The following is a 15506-nucleotide window of genomic DNA, read 5'->3' on the forward strand; positions in this document are numbered from 1 at the left end:
TTGATGCCGAACTGCTCGAGCAGCGGCCCGAACAGGCCCTGCGAGCCGTAGACGAACAGATAGGCGACACCTGCAACGATCGGCGAGATCGAATACGGCAGCTCGATCAGCGCGATCAGGAACGTGCGGCCGGGGAAGTCGAACTTGGTGACGGTCCATGCCGCGGCGAGACCGAACAGGATGTTGATCGGCACCGCGATCAGCGCGGTCAGCGTGGTCAGGAAGATGGCGTGCAGCGTGCCGGGATCGGCTAGGTTGCGGACAAAGACGCCGACGCCTTGAGAAAACGCCGAGACCAGGATGACGGCGAGCGGCGCCACCAGCATCAGCAGCGTCAGCACCAGCACGATGCCGAGCACGACGACGCGCGTCACCGGGCCGGCGCCGACCGGCGTCACCATCCAGTCCTTCGGCGGCGTCGGCTTCTCCATCACACGCCTCCCCGGCCGAGATAGCGCAGCTGCCAAGCCTGCACCGCATTGGTGATGATCAGCATCGTGAACGCCATCGCCAGCATGACCACGGCGATCGCCGCGGCAGCCGGGTAGTCGTATTCCTCGAGTCGGATGAAGGCGAGCAGCGCCACGATCTCGGTCTTCATCGGCTGATTGCCGGCGATGAAGATCACCGCGCCGAATTCGCCGAGGCTGCGGGCGAACGACAGCGAACAGCCGGCCAGTAGCGCCGGGAAGATCGACGGCAGGATGACGCGGACGAGGATCTGCAGATCGTTGGCGCCGAGCGAGCGGCCGGCTTCCTCGACATCGGTGCCGAGATCCTCAATCACCGGCTGCACGGTGCGGACCACGAACGGAATCGAGGTGAACGCCATGGCGATGGCGATACCGAGCGGCGTGTACACCACGCCGATGCCGAGCGCTTCGAGCGGTGGGCCGAACCAGCCGGTCTTGGAGAACAAAGCCGTCAGCGCCAGACCGGCCACGGCAGTCGGAAGTGCGAACGGCACATCGACCAGCGCATCGAGCACGCGCTTGCCGGGAAACTGATAGCGCGCCAGCACCCAGGCCAGCAGCACGCCGTACACCGCGTTGAACAGCGTCGCCGCCAGCGCCATCGTCACCGTCAGGCGGATCGCAGCCAGAGTGCGCGGCGACGACAGGATCGCCCACAGTTGCGCCGGCCCGATATCCGCCGCCTTGAGCACCAACGCCGCCAACGGCAACAACACGATCGCGCCGAGATACAGCACGGTGATGCCGAGGCTGAGGCCGAAACCTGGAATGACGCTGCGTCGCAAGGGGTGATCCGGGTGGGGGTGAGTTAGAGAAAGCTCAAGTGAGAGCGCATTGCTGTGTAGTGCTGACCGCTTCGTCATTGCGAGGAGCGAAGCGACGAAGCAATCCAGTTCAGTGCACTGGGCTGGATTGCTTCGCTTCGCTCACAATGACGGAAAAACTCGCGTTCGTCATTCCGGGATGCGCCCTCTTGGGCGCAGGCCCGGAATCCATACTCCCGGCGGTGGTTATGGATTCCGGGCTCGCGCTACGCGCGCCCCGGAATGACGAACGTTCAGGGTGTTGCTCAGTAGCGCCGCCGGCCTCACCGTCCCCCGAACAACTGATCGAGCTTGGCGCCCGAGGCGAGGTGGTCGGCCGTCAGCTTGTCCCAGCCGCCGAATTCGTCTTCGACGCGGTACAGCTTCACGTCCGGGAACTTGTCCTTGAACTTGGCGACGACCGACGGCTCGTGAACGCGGTTATAGGCCTTGGCCAGGATGGTCTGGCCCTCGGGCGAATACAGATACTCCAGATAGGCGGTGGCGAGCACCCGCGTGCCGTGCTTATCGGCGTATTTGTCGACCACCGTCACGGGGAACTCCGCCAAAAGGCTCGTCGGAGGCACCACCACTTGATACTTGTCGGCGCCGGCGAGGTCGCGAATCGCGTCGGTTTCGGCCTCGAAAGTGATCAGGACGTCGCCGGTCTGGCGCTCGACGAAGGTCGTCGTCGCGGCGCGGCCGCCGGTGTCGAACACCGGCACGTTGGCGAACAGCTTCTTGATGAAAGCATCCGCTTCGGCCTCGTTGCCGTATTTGTGCTTGGCGAACGCGTAGGCCGCCAAATACGTGTAGCGCGCGTTGCCGGAGGTCTTGGGGTTCGGGAAGATCACCTTGACGTCCGGCTTCACCAGATCGTCCCAGTCCTTGATGTTCTTCGGATTGCCGGCGCGCACCAGGAACGCGGGCAGCGAGTAATACGGCGATGAATTATTGGGCAGGCGCTTGGCCCAATCAGCCGGGATCAGCTTGCCCTTGTCGTGCAGCACCTGAACGTCGGTGACTTGATTAAAAGTCACGACATCGGCCTCGAGCCCTTCGAGGATCGAGCGTGCCTGCCGCGACGAGCCGCCGTGCGACTGATTGATGGTGACGTCCTGACCGGTCTTCTGCTTCCAATATGGCACGAAGGCTGCATTGATCTCGACGTACAGTTCGCGGGCGATGTCGTAGGAGACGTTGAGCAGCGTTGCCGGGCCCTGCGCCTGCGCGGGCATCGTGGTGACGAGCGCGCCGAGGCCGGCGAGCAGAGCGAGGGACAAGCGATTCACGTGAGCTCCTTGTCGGACAAAAGACATCGCAAGACGCTGCAATCGGCGGCTGCGGTGGCCGTCAGATAGTCGACGCATGCAGGCGTGTGAAGCCGCCCAAACCGGAACCGACCGCGACGGCGACGGTTGGCATCGAGAAGCTGCTGAGCGCCGGAGAATGGCTATCTCCGCGGCGCGCTCCTGAGGGATGAAAATTCCCCGCACTGCTGCCGCCGTGTAAAGGAATGGTTATGTTGCGGCGCGGCTTGTAAGGCTTCCACGTAGAAAATAATTCTGGGAGACCCGAGTGGGTTTCGGCCCGACGGGTCATGGAGCGGTCATGCGGTTTCTTCCGGTCTTCCTCGATCTCGCGACGGGACCAGTAGTGCTGGTCGGCGGCGGCGAGATGGCGCGCGCCAAGCTTCGGCTGCTGCTTTCGGCCGGAGCGCGCGTGCGCTGGTACGTGACCGACGGCAACCGCGATCTCGCCGGAATTGCCGAAGCCGACCGCGCCCGCATTAGTTTCATGGACGGTGACCCGAGCGCGCCCGACCTCTGCTGCGCCATCGCGCTGCTCTGCGCGGGTGCCGGCGATCTCGCCGCGCCGCTTGCCGCCAAGGCCCGAGCCGCCGGCGTTCCCGTCAATGTCATGGACGAGATTTCGCACTCGACCTTCATCTTCCCGGCGATCGTGGATCGCGGCGACGTCGTCGTGGCGATCGGCACCGGCGGTTCGTCGCCTGTCGTCGCGCGCCGCGTCCGCGAGATGATCGAGCGCGTGCTGCCGCCGCGGATCGGCGAACTCGCCGGCCTGATCGGCCGCTGGCGCACGCCGATGAAGACGAAGATTGCCGACTTCCCGCTGCGCCGGAAATTCTGGGAGCGCGTCGTCGACGGCCCGATCGGCCGCGCCGTGCTGGACGGCAAGCTCGCGACCGCCGAGCACGAACTGGCGACGATCGCCGATCCATCCGACTACGCACAGCACTCGCTGCCCGGAAGCGGCGGCCATGTCAGCATCGTCGGCGCCGGCCCCGGCGATCCCGACCTGCTGACGCTGAAGGCGCTACGCGCGCTGTCCGACGCCGACGTCGTGTTCTACGACGAACTCGTCTCGCCCGAGATTCTCGATCGCATCCGCCGCGACGCCAGACTGGTGCCGGTCGGCCGCCGTGTCGGCAAGCCCGGCATCGGCCAGGATGCTATCCACGCGCTGCTGATCGAAGCGGCGAAAGCGGGCCAGCGCGCGGTGCGGCTCAAGGGCGGCGATCCGTTTATCTTCGGCCGCGGCGGCGAGGAGATCGAAGCGCTGCGCGCCGCCGGCGTATCTTACTCGGTCGTACCCGGAATCAGCGCATCGCTCGGCGCCGCCGCTGATTTCGAAGTGCCCCTCACCTATCGGCACGAGGCGCTGCGCATCACTTTCCTCACCGCCCACAAGGCCACGGACGCCGAACAGGTCGATTGGTCGGCACTCACCGATACCAAGATGACAGTCGTGGTCTACATGGGCATGAGCGCCGCGCCCACCGTGCGCGAAGGTCTGCTTGCCGCCGGCCGTTCGCCGCAGACGCCGGTCGGCGTGTTCGCGCGGGTGACGCGGCCGGACGCGCGCGCCGCGGTCGGCACACTGGATGACCTGCCGACGCTGGTCGGCCAGGTCGACGGCGGGCCGGCGATCCTCGTCATTGGCGACGTCGTGGCGCACTCGGCGCCGTGGCGTCAGCAACAACTTCAACAACTGGTTTCGAGCTTTCAGGTAGCCGCCGAATGACCTCTCCGCTGCAGAAGAAGATCAAGATCCACGGCCCCTCGGTGGTCACCGCCAACCGCACCTCCGACGGCGTGGTGATCTGGCGCACCGCCGATCACGGCTGGTCCACCGATCTCGACGACGCTGCCATCGTGCGCGACGGCGAAACCGCCCGCGCGCTCCTGACCGAAGCCACCGCCGACGATGTCGGCGCGGTCGGCCCCTACATCGCGCCGGTGACGATCGCCGATAACGGCACTGTCCTTCCCGGCAATCTGCGCGAGCAGATCCGCAACACCGGCGTCACCATCGAATTGCCGGCTCAGGTTTAAAGGCTGACCATGTACGCTTACGACGAGATCGACCGCGCCATCGTTTCCGAGCGCGTCGACGAATTCCGCGACCAGGTGCGGCGCCGCCTGTCGGGCGAACTGACCGAAGACGAGTTCAAGTCACTGCGGCTGATGAACGGCGTCTATCTGCAGCTTCACGCCTACATGTTCCGCGTCGCCATCCCTTACGGCACGCTGTCGTCGGCGCAGCTCCGCAAGCTGGCGCATGTGGCGCGCACCTATGATCGCGGCTATGGCCATTTCACCACGCGGCAGAACATCCAGTTCAACTGGATCGCGCTGAAGGACCTGCCGGACGCCCTCGCAGATCTCGCCGAAGTCGGCATCCACGCGATGCAGACCTCGGGCAATTGCACCCGCAACGTCACCGCCGATCAGTGGGCCGGCGTGGTGCCGGGCGAGATCGAGGACGCGCGGGTGTGGGCCGAAATCCTGCGCCAGCACACCGCGCTGCATCCGGAATTCTCGTTCCTGCCGCGCAAGTTCAAGTTCGCCATCACGGCGTCGGACCACGACCGCGCCGCGATCAAGATCCACGACGTCGGCCTGCGCCTGCGCAAGAACGACGCCGGCGAGACCGGCTTCGAGGTGCTGGTCGGCGGCGGCCTCGGGCGCTCGCCGTTCATCGGCAAGACCATCAAGCCGTTCGTGCGTGGCCGTGATATTCTCAGCTACGTCGAAGCCATTCTGCGCGTCTATAATCAGTACGGCCGCCGCGACAACATCTACAAGGCGCGCATCAAGATCCTGGTCCACGAGCTCGGCATCGACAAGTTCGCCGCCGAAGTGGAAGAAGAGTGGAAGCAGATCGCCGAAGGGCCGCTGACGCTCGACGACGAAATGATCGAGGACATCCGCGCCCGCTTCATCTATCCGGACTACGCCAAGCTCTCCGACAGCCCTGAAGAACTCACCAAGGCCAAGGCCGATCCGGCGTTCGCGATGTGGCTGGACAACTCGGCCGCGCCGCATAAGCAACCGGGATACGCCATCGTCACGCTGTCGCTGAAGCCGGTCGGCGGACCGCCCGGCGACGCCACCGCCGAGCAGATGGACGCCATCGCCGACCTAGCCGACAAATACTCGTTCGGCGAAATCCGCGTCGGCCACGAGCAGAACCTGGCGCTGCCGCATGTCGCCAAGCGCGACCTGCCGGCGCTGTGGGCCGCGCTCGACAAGATCGGCGTCGCCACGCCCAACATCAACCACGTCAGCGACATCATCGCCTGCCCGGGGCTGGACTATTGCTCACTGGCCAATGCGCGCTCGATCCCGATCGCCCAGGAATTGTCGCGCCGCTTCGCCGATCCGGCGACCGGCCGGCTGATCGGCCGGCTCCACATCAATATCTCCGGCTGTATCAATGCCTGCGGCCATCACCATGTCGGCCACATCGGCATTTTGGGCGTCGAGAAGAACGACCAGGAAGTCTACCAGATCACCATCGGCGGCCGCGCCGACGAGGAGGCGAAGCTCGGCGAACTGATCGGGCCGGCGGTGCCTTACGACCAGGTCGCCGACGTGATCGAGGACATCGTCGAGGCCTATCTGGCGCTGCGCGAGCGGCCGGAAGAATTGTTCGTCGACACCGTCAAGCGGCTGGGCGTCGAGCCCTTCAAGGAGCGCGTCTATGCCACTCGTTAAGAACGGCGCCGTCGTCGCCGACGACTTCATCACGGTCGCCGACGACGCGCAGCTGCCGGGCGACGCGCCCGCCCTGATCTCGGCGACGCGTTTCCTCGCCGATCCCGAGGCACTGATCGGGCGCAACAGCCCGCTCGGCGTCATCTGGCCGAACAATCGCAACATCGCCGAGCTGGCGCCGTGGGCCGACCGGCTGGCGCTGATCGCGCTGGTGTTCCCGACCTTCCGCGACGGCCGCGCCCACAGCCAGGCCCGCCTGCTCCGCGAGCGCTACGGCTTCCGCGGCGAACTCCGCGCCACCGGCCAGGTGCTGCGCGACCAGTTCACCTTCCTGGTCCGCAACGGCTTCGATGCGTTCGACGCCAAGAAGCCCAGCGACGCCGCCGCCTTCAACGAAGCCACGCATCGCTACACCGAATTCTATCAGCCCACCGGCGATGGCCACCTCAGCGCCTTGCAGCTCCGCAAGCAGCGGCACAAGGTAGCGGCGGGCTGAGGTCGAAGCCTCTCCATCGTCATTGCGAGCGAAGCGAAGCAATCCAGCTCCGTGCACCGAGCTGGATTGCTTCGTCGCTTCGCTCCTCGCAATGACGAAATGCAGGGCATCGACCAATCTCTTCAGAGCGGCGCGACCTAACCTCTCCCCGCGCGCGGGGAGAGGTCGGATTGCGCAGCAATCCGGGTGAGGGGGCGCCTCCGCTAGTCTGAGCGTTTCGTGTAGCTTCTTGTACTGCGGATGAGAGATAGCCGGCGCTCGGCCGCGCCGAGGCGCCCCCTCATCCCACCCTTCTCCCCGCGCGCGGGGAGAAGGAGCACGCCGTGCTTGCGGCGAGGCATCTCCTCACGCTCACCGAATGAGCCGGCCAAAGACATCGCGTCCGCCGTCCGAGCGCATGCCCTTGCTGCATCCTCTTTGGACTTGCGTCGCGGCGATCGTTGCCTTCCTCTGCGCCGCCATGAACCCTTCTCATCTCGACAGCGTCGTCGCCGAGATCGCGGCGGAGATGGCGGCGCGCACCGATCGCGGCGAGGTCGCGAGCTACATTCCTGAGCTGGCAGGAGTCGATCCGCGCCGCTTCGGCCTGGTGGTGATCGATGCCGACGGCCATGTCGCCGCGGCCGGCGATGCCGACATGCCGTTCTCGATCCAAAGCATCTCGAAAGTCTTCACGCTGACGCTGGCGCTGGGCAAGGTCGGCGACCGGCTGTGGCGGCGGGTCGGGCGCGAACCGTCGGGCTCGCCGTTCAACTCGATCGTGCAGCTCGAGCGCGAGCGCGGCATCCCGCGCAACCCTTTCATCAATGCCGGCGCCATCGCGGTCACCGACCTGATCCTGTCGGGGCACCAGCCGCGCGAGGCGCTCGGCGAAATCCTGCGCTTCATGCAGTTTCTCGCCGGCGACGAGACCATCGCCATCGACGAGGCCGTGGCGGCGTCCGAACAGCGTACCGGATTTCGCAACGCGGCGCTTGCCAACTACATGAAGTCGTTCGGGGTACTGGATAATCCCGTCGAGTACACGCTCGGCGTCTACTTCCATCATTGCGCCATCGCGATGAGCTGCCGGCAGCTCGCGATGGCCGGGCGCTTCCTGGCCCACAACGGTACCAACCCGGCGACCGGCCACAGTGTGGTGTCGCCGACGCGGGCGCGGCGCATCAACGCGCTGATGATGACCTGCGGACATTATGATGGATCGGGCGAATTCGCCTTCCGCGTCGGCCTGCCGGGCAAGAGCGGGGTCGGCGGCGGCGTGCTGGCGGTGGCGCCGGGCAAAGCCTCGATCGCCGTCTGGGCGCCGGGCCTCGACGCCTCGGGCAATTCACATCTCGGCCGCATCGCGCTGGAAGCGCTGACCAAACGGCTCGGCTGGTCGATCTTCGGGGGCTGAAAAACAAAAGGGCCGAAACGTTCGCACGCCGGCCCTTCGTCAGTCGCGGTGATGTACGCCCGAAGGCGCCTCGGATCGTCTGATCATTGCGGCTTAATGGTCTGATCTTCGCGCATGGCCGCTTCGTGGTACCAGCTGGTGCAGGTCAGCACATTGGCCGAGCTGGCGACCGTTTCGGCCGCGGCGCGTTCACGGCGGGCGATTCCACCCCGGCCACCGACCGGGAATTGATAGATCTTGGCACTATTCTGGTTCAGGCTATTCACAACAGTCTCCTTCGTCTCCTTCGTGAAGTCGGCGGCGGGTGCTTGGCAGGACCGGCCGGGTTTGAGCATATCGACACTGCCCGCGTGTCGTGCAAGATGATCAAGGAAAGATCATTCGTTGGCGCATTTTTGCGCAAACGATCGACTGCCGCCTTCATCATCACTCAGCGGGCCAACGTCGGGGCGCCGGCAAGGTTGCGTTTTGGGCACCGGCGACCAGTGCAAAAGCGTGCGCGCCGCTGGTTAATTTTTTCTCACCAGAACCGGTTCGGGCAAATACGAAGCAAATCAGCCAGAATCGCGCGCCCTTTTGCTGCGTCGCGACAACATGGCCGGCGCAGCCAGGTGCACTCGGGAGAATCAGCCGGCAGGTGCGACGTTCTGTCCACGTCTGGCACAATAAATGCTTCATAACGCGCGGATTGATCCGCCGGGAGCGGTTCCAGTCCGCTCTGGATCCCACGATCGAACCTCAACAGAGAGAACCGCATGACCAAGTACAAGCTCGAGTACATCTGGCTCGATGGCTACACGCCGGTGCCGAACCTGCGCGGCAAAACGCAGATCAAGGAATTCGAAATCTTCCCGTCGCTCGAGCAATTGCCGCTGTGGGGCTTCGACGGCTCCTCGACCAACCAGGCCGAAGGCCGCAGCTCGGACTGCGTGCTGAAGCCGGTCGCGATGTACCCGGACGTCACCCGCAAGAACGGCATTCTGGTGATGTGCGAAGTGATGATGCCGGACGGCGTCACCCCGCACGAGTCCAACAAGCGCGCCACCATCCTGGATGACGAAGGCGCCTGGTTCGGCTTCGAGCAGGAATACTTCTTCTATAAGGACGGCCGCCCGCTCGGCTTCCCCGAGGCCGGCTATCCGGCTCCGCAGGGCCCGTACTACACCGGCGTCGGCTTCAAGAACGTCGGCAACATCGCCCGCAAGATCGTCGAAGAGCATCTCGACCTCTGCCTCGCCGCCGGCATCAACCACGAAGGCATCAACGCCGAAGTGGCGAAGGGCCAGTGGGAATTCCAGATTTTCGGCAAGGGTTCGAAGACCGCTGCCGACCAGATGTGGATGGCCCGCTATCTGATGATGCGCCTGTGCGAAAGCTACGGCATCGACATCGAATGGCACTGCAAGCCGCTCGGCGACACCGACTGGAACGGCTCGGGCATGCACGCCAACTTCTCGACCAAGTACATGCGTGAAGTCGGCGGCAAGGAGTACTTCGAAGCCCTCATGGGTCAGTTCGAAAAGAACCTGCACGACCACATCGCCGTCTACGGTCCGGACAACCACATGCGTCTGACCGGCAAGCACGAAACCGCGCCGTGGAACAAGTTCTCCTACGGTGTGGCCGATCGCGGCGCCTCGATCCGCGTCCCGCACTCGTTCGTCAACAACGGCTACAAGGGCTATCTGGAAGATCGCCGCCCGAACTCCATGGGCGACCCCTACCAGATCGCTTCGCAGATCCTGAAGACGATCTCCGAAGTCCCCACCTCGAAGGCCGCTGCCGCCTGATCCAAGCCTTGACCCGCGGGTCGCCTTCATCCTCCAAGGCACCCGCCGCAACGGCCCGGACGCAAGTCCGGGCCGTTGGTGTTTGTGGGGGGGTCTTATGAACCGTTCGAGCTTCCCCACGCACAGCGCAACCTCGTCCCGCGCGCGGGGAGAGGTCGGATCGCATCGCCAGATGCGATCCGGGTGAGGAGGGCGCTTCCGCGCGGCCGAGACTCAGTGCTCGCGGCGCCCCTCACCCCAACCCTCTCCCCGCAAGGGCGGGGCGAGGGAGCGCGCTGCCGATGTTGCGGCGTTTTAATCTCCACCGGCGCATCAGCCCTCGTTCGTTCTCGCTGTCTTTGACTTTCCGGTCACGCCGCCCCCTCTTCACCTTTCAGCCACTCTTCGCGTGCAACAACCGATGCTCACGCCGCGACCGGCCATGGGGAGTCGATGCGGCGCGTGTTCGGGGAAATTTGCACGATGTGGCGTGGGGTTGTGGCCGTGGTCGGCCTGTTGCTGCTGGCGGGATGCGCCGGCGAGGTCGGGCCGTCGGTCGAGACGCCGTCGATGTATCAAAGCATGGCGCGCGAAGGCGCCAGGGTCGATGCGGCCTCCGCCGCCATCATGATCTCGCAATATCGCCAGAACAACGGCCTTGGCGCCGTGGTGGTCGATCCGGCGCTCAACCAACTCGGCGAGGATCAATCGGCCAACATGGCGAGACGCAACAAGCTCGACCATGACGTCAAGGCGCCGCTGGCGCAGCGGCTCAACGCCTCCGGCTATCCGGCCGTGATCGCGGTCGAGAATGTGTCCGCGGGGTATCACACGTTAGCGGAAGCCTTCTCGGGCTGGCGTGACTCGCCGCCGCACCGTGCCAACATGCTCAAGAGCGGCGTCACCAAGCTCGGCATCGCCGCGAGCTACGCGCCGAATACGAAATATAAAGTATTCTGGACGCTGATCCTGGCTTCCACGGAGCCGCCGCGATAACCCGGCCGTGATCGGGTTTGACCGGCTGTGCGATTGACGCCGGAAAGGCGGAGCGCCACGGTGCCCATCCTGTCCGCGGCGAGCCTCATGAATCCGTCCCACCATCATCCCAAGCCTACCTCTCGCCCCCGTCGCGTGCTTGTGCTGCAAGGTGGCGGCGCGCTCGGCTCGTATCAGGCCGGCGCATATCAGGCGTTGTGCCATCACGATTTCGAGCCGGAATGGCTCGCTGGCATTTCGATCGGCGCTATCAACGCGGCGATCATCGCCGGTAACCCGCGCGAGAAGCGGGTCGAAAAGCTGAAGCAATTTTGGGAGATGGCGTCGTCGCCGGTGCCGTGGCAGCCGATGCTGGGCACTGATCACGCGCATTCTCTGTTCAACGAAGCCAGCGCGGCGATGATCGCGGCGTTCGGCGTGCCCGGCTTCTTCACGCCGCGGTTTCCGCCGGCGCATCTGATGCCGACGGCCGATCCGGAAACGTTGAGCTATTACGACACCAAGCCGCTGCGCAGCACGCTCGAGCGCCTGGTGGACTTCGATCTGCTCAACACCAACGGCATCCGGCTCAGCGTCGGCGCCGTCAACATCGTCACCGGAAACTTCGAGTATTTCGACAACACTCAGGTGACGATCCGCCCCGAGCACATCATGGCGTCGGGTGCGCTGCCGCCGGGCTTTCCGGCGATCGAGATCGACGGCCACTATTATTGGGACGGTGGCATCGCCTCCAATACGCCGCTCGACTACGTGCTCGACAGCGAGCAGCGCGACGATCTGCTGATCTTTCAGGTCGACCTGTTCAGCTCCCAAGGCCGGCTGCCTCAGACGCTGCTGGAAGCCGCCGAGCGCGAGAAGGATATCCGCTTCTCCAGCCGCACCCGGCTCAACACCGACAAGAACAAGCAGATCCACAACACCCGCAAGGCGTTGCGCCACCTGATCGAGCGGCTGCCGGACGAGCTGCGCAACGATCCGACCTACACGATCCTGCACGAGGCGGCGAAGGAAAACTCCGTCACGGTGGTGCATCTGATCTACCGTAAGAGAGACTACGAGGCGTCCTCCAAGGACTATGATTTCTCGCGCCTGAACATGGTCGAACACTGGAAATCCGGCGAGCAGGATGTCTATGTCTCGATGCGCCACGACGAGTGGCAGCGCGGGCCACAGGACGGCGAGACCATGGTGACCTGGGACCTGACCCGGGATGCATTCAAATAGCGGCCGCTCGGCGCCGCGTCGTCAGACGATCGAACAGGAGCAGAAGATGGCTAATCTCACGGGCAAGACCGCCGTCGTCACCGGATCGACCTCGGGCATCGGGCTGGCCTACGCGCGCGCGCTCGCCAAGGCCGGCGCCAACATCGTTATCAACGGCATGGGCGAAGCCGACGCGATCGAGAAGGAGCGCAAGGCGATCGAGACCGACTTCTCGGTGAAGGCCGTGTACTCGCCGGCGGACATGACCAAGCCGGCCGAGATCGCCGACATGGTCAAGCTCGGCGAAACCAGCTTCGGCTCGGTCGATATCCTGATCAACAATGCCGGCATCCAGTTCGTGTCGCCGATCGAGGATTTCCCGATCGAGAAGTGGGACGCCATCATCGCCATCAACCTGTCGTCGGCGTTTCACGGCATCCGCGCCGCGGTGCCGGGCATGAAGAAGCGCGGCTGGGGCCGCATCATCAACACCGCCTCTGCCCACTCGCTGGTCGCCTCGCCGTTCAAGGCCGCCTACGTCGCAGCCAAGCACGGCATCGCCGGCCTGACCAAGACGGTGGCGCTGGAAGTCGCCACCCACAAAATCACCTGCAACTGCATCTCGCCCGGCTACGTCTGGACGCCGCTGGTCGAAAAGCAGATCCCTGACACCATGAAGGCCCGGGGCATGACCCGCGAGCAGGTCATCAACGACGTGCTGCTGACGGCGCAGCCGACCAAGGAATTTGTGACTTCCGAGCAGGTTGCCGCTCTGGCGGTATATCTGTGCAGCGACGACGCCAGCCAGATTACCGGCGCGAACCTGTCCATGGATGGCGGCTGGACCGCGGCCTAGGGCCGCCGCACCGCACCAAATCTCTCCGAACGGCAAAAAGGCCCGGCCCTTCCAATGGCCGGGCCTTTGGCGCTAAAACAGGCGCCCCCGCGGCCGCCTTTGGCGGCAACGGTCCATTCTGCCCCCTGAAACGGCCGCCCCACTGGGCGCCTTTCTCGCGAGATCATCAAAAATGAAGCGTATCGACGCCCACGGCTTGAAAATTGCGCCTGTCCTGTTCGACTTCGTCGCCAAGGAGGCCGCGCCCAAAACCGGCATCGCCCCCGACGCCTTCTGGGCCGGGCTCGCCGCGATCGTCCGCGACCTGGCGCCGAAGACCCGCGCGCTGCTCAAGCACCGCGACGACCTGCAGGCCAAGATCGACGCCTGGCATCTCGCCAACAAGGGCAAGAAGCAGGACATGGCCGCCTACACGGCCTTCCTGAAGGAGATCGGCTATCTGCAGCCCGAGCCGAAGACGGCGCCGGTCGAGACCGCCGATGTCGACGAGGAAATCGGCAAACTGTGCGGCCCGCAGCTGGTGGTGCCGCTGTCGAACGCGCGCTACGCGCTGAACGCCGCCAACGCGCGCTGGGGTTCGCTGTACGACGCGTTCTACGGCACCGACGCGATCCCGCATGAGGCGACCGAAGCCAAGGGTTACGACAAGGCACGCGGCGCCAAGGTGATCGCCAAAGCCAAGGCGTTTCTCGATGCGGCCGCGCCGCTCGCCGCCGGCAGCCACAGCGACGTCACCGCTTATTCGGTGATCGCCGGCGAACTCTCCGCCAAGCTGAAGAGCGGCGACGCCACCGCACTGAAGAAGGCCGATCAGTTCGCCGGCTACAAGGGCGACGCCGCGTCGCCGAGCGCGGTGCTGGTGGTCAACAACGGCCTGCACATCGAGATCAAGATCGACCGCAACAGCGCCATCGGCAAGGACGATGCGGCCGGCGTCGCCGACCTGATCATCGAGTCCGCGGTCTCGACCATCCTCGACATGGAAGACTCGGTCGCGGCGGTCGACGCCGAGGACAAGGTGCTGATCTATCGTAACACGCTCGGCCTGATGGACGGCACGCTGTCGGAGAGCTTCGAGAAGGGTGGCAAAACCGTCACCCGCGCGCTCAACGGCGACCGCACCTATACCGCGCCGAATGGCGGCGAGCTCACTCTGCACGGCCGCAGCCTGCTGCTGATCCGCAACGTCGGTCATCACATGTGGACCGACGCGGTGCTGGACAGCGACGGCCAGGAAATCCCGGAAGGCTTCCTGGACGCCGCGATCTCGGGCCTGCTGGCGATCCACGACCTCAAGCATCTCGGTACGACGCGCAACAGCCGCACCGGCTCGGTCTACATCGTCAAGCCGAAGATGCACGGCCCGGACGAAGTGGCGCTGACCTGCGAGTTGTTCGCCCGCGTCGAGAAGCTGCTCAGCCTGAAGGAAAACACCCTGAAGGTCGGCATCATGGACGAGGAGCGCCGCACCACGGTGAACCTCAAGGCCTGCATCCAGAATGCGTCGAAGCGGATCTGCTTCATCAACACCGGCTTCCTCGACCGCACCGGCGACGAGATCCACACCTCGATGGAAGCGGGGCCGATGATCCGCAAGAACGAGATGAAGGCGCAGCCCTGGATCAAGGCCTACGAGGACTGGAACGTCGACACCGGTCTGGTCGACGGCCTGCCCGGCCATGCCCAGATCGGCAAGGGCATGTGGGCGGCCCCCGACAAGATGGCCGACATGCTGACGCAGAAGATCGGCCACCCGCAGGCCGGCGCCACCACCGCCTGGGTGCCGTCGCCGACCGCCGCGACGCTGCACGCCCTGCACTATCACCAGGTCGACGTGATCGCGCGGCAGCAGGAGCTCGCCAAGGGCGGGCCGCGCGCCAAGCTCGAGGACATCCTCACCATTCCGGTGTCGAACTCGAACTGGGCGCCGGACGATGTCCGCCAGGAGATCGACAACAACTGCCAGGGCATTTTGGGCTACGTGGTGCGCTGGATCGACCAGGGCGTCGGCTGCTCCAAGGTGCCGGACATCCACGATGTCGGCCTGATGGAAGACCGCGCCACGCTGCGCATCTCCAGCCAGCATCTCGCCAACTGGCTGCATCACGGCGTCGTCACCAAGGAGCAGGTGCTGGAGTCGCTGAAGCGGATGGCCGTGGTGGTCGACAAGCAGAACGAAGGCGATGCGCTGTATCGCCCGATGGCGCCGGACTTCGACGGCGTCGCGTTCGAAGCGGCCTGCGACCTGATCTTCAAGGGCCGCACTCAGCCCAATGGCTACACCGAGTACATCCTGCACGAACGCCGCCGCGAAGCGAAGGCGGCGCACCTGCAGGATCTGCGCTGATCTGCTGCACCGCCCGCGGCGCACCGCGTCATCCAGCTGTCATTGGATAGTAACCGACGAAGCGAAAGGCCCCTTCAGAGGGGCCTTTTTGCGTTGGTAGTTCGTTACTTGCCTCGCTTTGCAAGTGACCGCTTGCCGCAGTCCGC

Annotated in this window: 13 protein-coding genes and 1 pseudogene; 10 read left to right on the top strand and 4 right to left on the bottom strand. The window is 65.0% G+C overall.

Annotation, left to right across the window (positions count from 1 at the left end; all coding sequences use genetic code 11):
* The 3 genes and pseudogenes from I5M_RS10080 to cysP form a co-directional block, all read right to left on the bottom strand.
* Positions 1 to 431 (bottom strand): annotated as a pseudogene (locus tag I5M_RS10080) (sulfate ABC transporter permease subunit CysW); the annotation flags it as partial.
* Entirely contained in the window at positions 431 to 1258 is an 828-nt protein-coding gene (gene cysT, locus I5M_RS10085; protein ID WP_022721290.1) for a sulfate ABC transporter permease subunit CysT, read from the bottom strand. The pseudogene I5M_RS10080 and the gene cysT, both read right to left, overlap by 1 nt.
* 302 nt (positions 1259 to 1560) lie before the next feature.
* Positions 1561 to 2595: a thiosulfate ABC transporter substrate-binding protein CysP gene (gene cysP / locus I5M_RS10090; protein ID WP_376738672.1), complete on the bottom strand. Its 1035-nt coding sequence runs from the start codon at positions 2593 to 2595 to the stop codon at positions 1561 to 1563.
* A gap of 292 nt (positions 2596 to 2887) precedes the next feature.
* On the opposite strand from cysP, the gene cysG reads away from it, so the two are divergent.
* From cysG to I5M_RS10115, 5 genes are all read left to right on the top strand, one after another.
* Entirely contained in the window at positions 2888 to 4321 is a 1434-nt protein-coding gene (gene cysG / locus I5M_RS10095) for a siroheme synthase CysG (RefSeq protein ID WP_022721292.1), read from the top strand.
* Entirely contained in the window at positions 4318 to 4632 is a 315-nt protein-coding gene (locus I5M_RS10100; protein ID WP_022721293.1) for a DUF2849 domain-containing protein, read from the top strand. The genes cysG and I5M_RS10100 overlap by 4 nt, the downstream gene beginning before the upstream one ends.
* A 9-nt stretch (positions 4633 to 4641) precedes the next feature.
* Positions 4642 to 6297 carry a nitrite/sulfite reductase gene (locus tag I5M_RS10105; protein ID WP_022721294.1) on the top strand — a complete coding sequence of 552 codons (1656 nt, stop codon included), beginning with the start codon at positions 4642 to 4644 and terminating at the stop codon, positions 6295 to 6297.
* Positions 6284 to 6793, top strand: coding sequence for a DUF934 domain-containing protein (locus tag I5M_RS10110; RefSeq protein ID WP_022721295.1), 510 nt, complete (start codon positions 6284 to 6286; stop codon positions 6791 to 6793). The genes I5M_RS10105 and I5M_RS10110 overlap by 14 nt, the downstream gene beginning before the upstream one ends.
* 460 nt (positions 6794 to 7253) lie before the next feature.
* On the top strand, positions 7254 to 8189 hold the full coding sequence (locus I5M_RS10115; protein ID WP_022721296.1) for a glutaminase: 936 nt from the start codon (positions 7254 to 7256) through the stop codon (positions 8187 to 8189).
* 83 nt (positions 8190 to 8272) lie between these two features.
* Here the strand turns inward: I5M_RS10115 and I5M_RS10120 are convergent, their stop codons facing one another.
* Positions 8273 to 8524, bottom strand: coding sequence for a DUF2735 domain-containing protein (locus tag I5M_RS10120; RefSeq protein ID WP_022721297.1), 252 nt, complete (start codon positions 8522 to 8524; stop codon positions 8273 to 8275).
* 420 nt (positions 8525 to 8944) lie between these two features.
* Here I5M_RS10120 and I5M_RS10125 point away from each other — a divergent pair, with 420 nt between their 5' ends.
* The 5 genes from I5M_RS10125 (at position 8945) to I5M_RS10145 (ending at position 15360) form a co-directional block, all read left to right on the top strand.
* Entirely contained in the window at positions 8945 to 9979 is a 1035-nt protein-coding gene (locus I5M_RS10125; RefSeq protein ID WP_022721298.1) for a glutamine synthetase beta-grasp domain-containing protein, read from the top strand.
* 462 nt (positions 9980 to 10441) lie between these two features.
* Positions 10442 to 10954, top strand: coding sequence for a CAP domain-containing protein (locus I5M_RS10130; RefSeq protein ID WP_022721299.1), 513 nt, complete (start codon positions 10442 to 10444; stop codon positions 10952 to 10954).
* Between the two features lie 87 nt (positions 10955 to 11041).
* Positions 11042 to 12178 (top strand): patatin-like phospholipase family protein, encoded by a 1137-nt coding sequence (locus I5M_RS10135; RefSeq protein WP_031336004.1) that lies wholly within the window; start codon positions 11042 to 11044, stop codon positions 12176 to 12178.
* Between the two features lie 46 nt (positions 12179 to 12224).
* Entirely contained in the window at positions 12225 to 13013 is a 789-nt protein-coding gene (locus I5M_RS10140) for a 3-hydroxybutyrate dehydrogenase (RefSeq protein WP_031336005.1), read from the top strand.
* Positions 13014 to 13185: 172 nt separating this feature from the next.
* The gene (locus tag I5M_RS10145; protein ID WP_022721302.1) at positions 13186 to 15360 is read left to right on the top strand and encodes a malate synthase G; all 2175 of its coding nucleotides are present in this window, start codon (positions 13186 to 13188) and stop codon (positions 15358 to 15360) included.
* Positions 15361 to 15506: the final 146 nt, after the last annotated feature.

The sequence above is a fragment of the Rhodopseudomonas sp. B29 genome (assembly GCF_000333455.1).
GTDB lineage: Bacteria > Pseudomonadota > Alphaproteobacteria > Rhizobiales > Xanthobacteraceae > Rhodopseudomonas.

Excerpts from the sequence above, each read along its gene's own strand:
- cysP (WP_376738672.1), bottom strand. The coding sequence starts at position 2,595 with ATGTCTTTTGTCCGACAAGGAGCTCACGTGAATCGCTTGTCCCTCGCT.
- cysG (WP_022721292.1), top strand. The coding sequence starts at position 2,888 with ATGCGGTTTCTTCCGGTCTTCCTCGATCTCGCGACGGGACCAGTAGTG.
- I5M_RS10100 (WP_022721293.1), top strand. The coding sequence starts at position 4,318 with ATGACCTCTCCGCTGCAGAAGAAGATCAAGATCCACGGCCCCTCGGTG.
- I5M_RS10105 (WP_022721294.1), top strand. The coding sequence starts at position 4,642 with ATGTACGCTTACGACGAGATCGACCGCGCCATCGTTTCCGAGCGCGTC.
- I5M_RS10110 (WP_022721295.1), top strand. The coding sequence starts at position 6,284 with ATGCCACTCGTTAAGAACGGCGCCGTCGTCGCCGACGACTTCATCACG.
- I5M_RS10115 (WP_022721296.1), top strand. The coding sequence starts at position 7,254 with ATGAACCCTTCTCATCTCGACAGCGTCGTCGCCGAGATCGCGGCGGAG.
- I5M_RS10120 (WP_022721297.1), bottom strand. The coding sequence starts at position 8,524 with ATGCTCAAACCCGGCCGGTCCTGCCAAGCACCCGCCGCCGACTTCACG.
- I5M_RS10125 (WP_022721298.1), top strand. The coding sequence starts at position 8,945 with ATGACCAAGTACAAGCTCGAGTACATCTGGCTCGATGGCTACACGCCG.
- I5M_RS10130 (WP_022721299.1), top strand. The coding sequence starts at position 10,442 with ATGTGGCGTGGGGTTGTGGCCGTGGTCGGCCTGTTGCTGCTGGCGGGA.
- I5M_RS10135 (WP_031336004.1), top strand. The coding sequence starts at position 11,042 with ATGAATCCGTCCCACCATCATCCCAAGCCTACCTCTCGCCCCCGTCGC.
- I5M_RS10140 (WP_031336005.1), top strand. The coding sequence starts at position 12,225 with ATGGCTAATCTCACGGGCAAGACCGCCGTCGTCACCGGATCGACCTCG.
- I5M_RS10145 (WP_022721302.1), top strand. The coding sequence starts at position 13,186 with ATGAAGCGTATCGACGCCCACGGCTTGAAAATTGCGCCTGTCCTGTTC.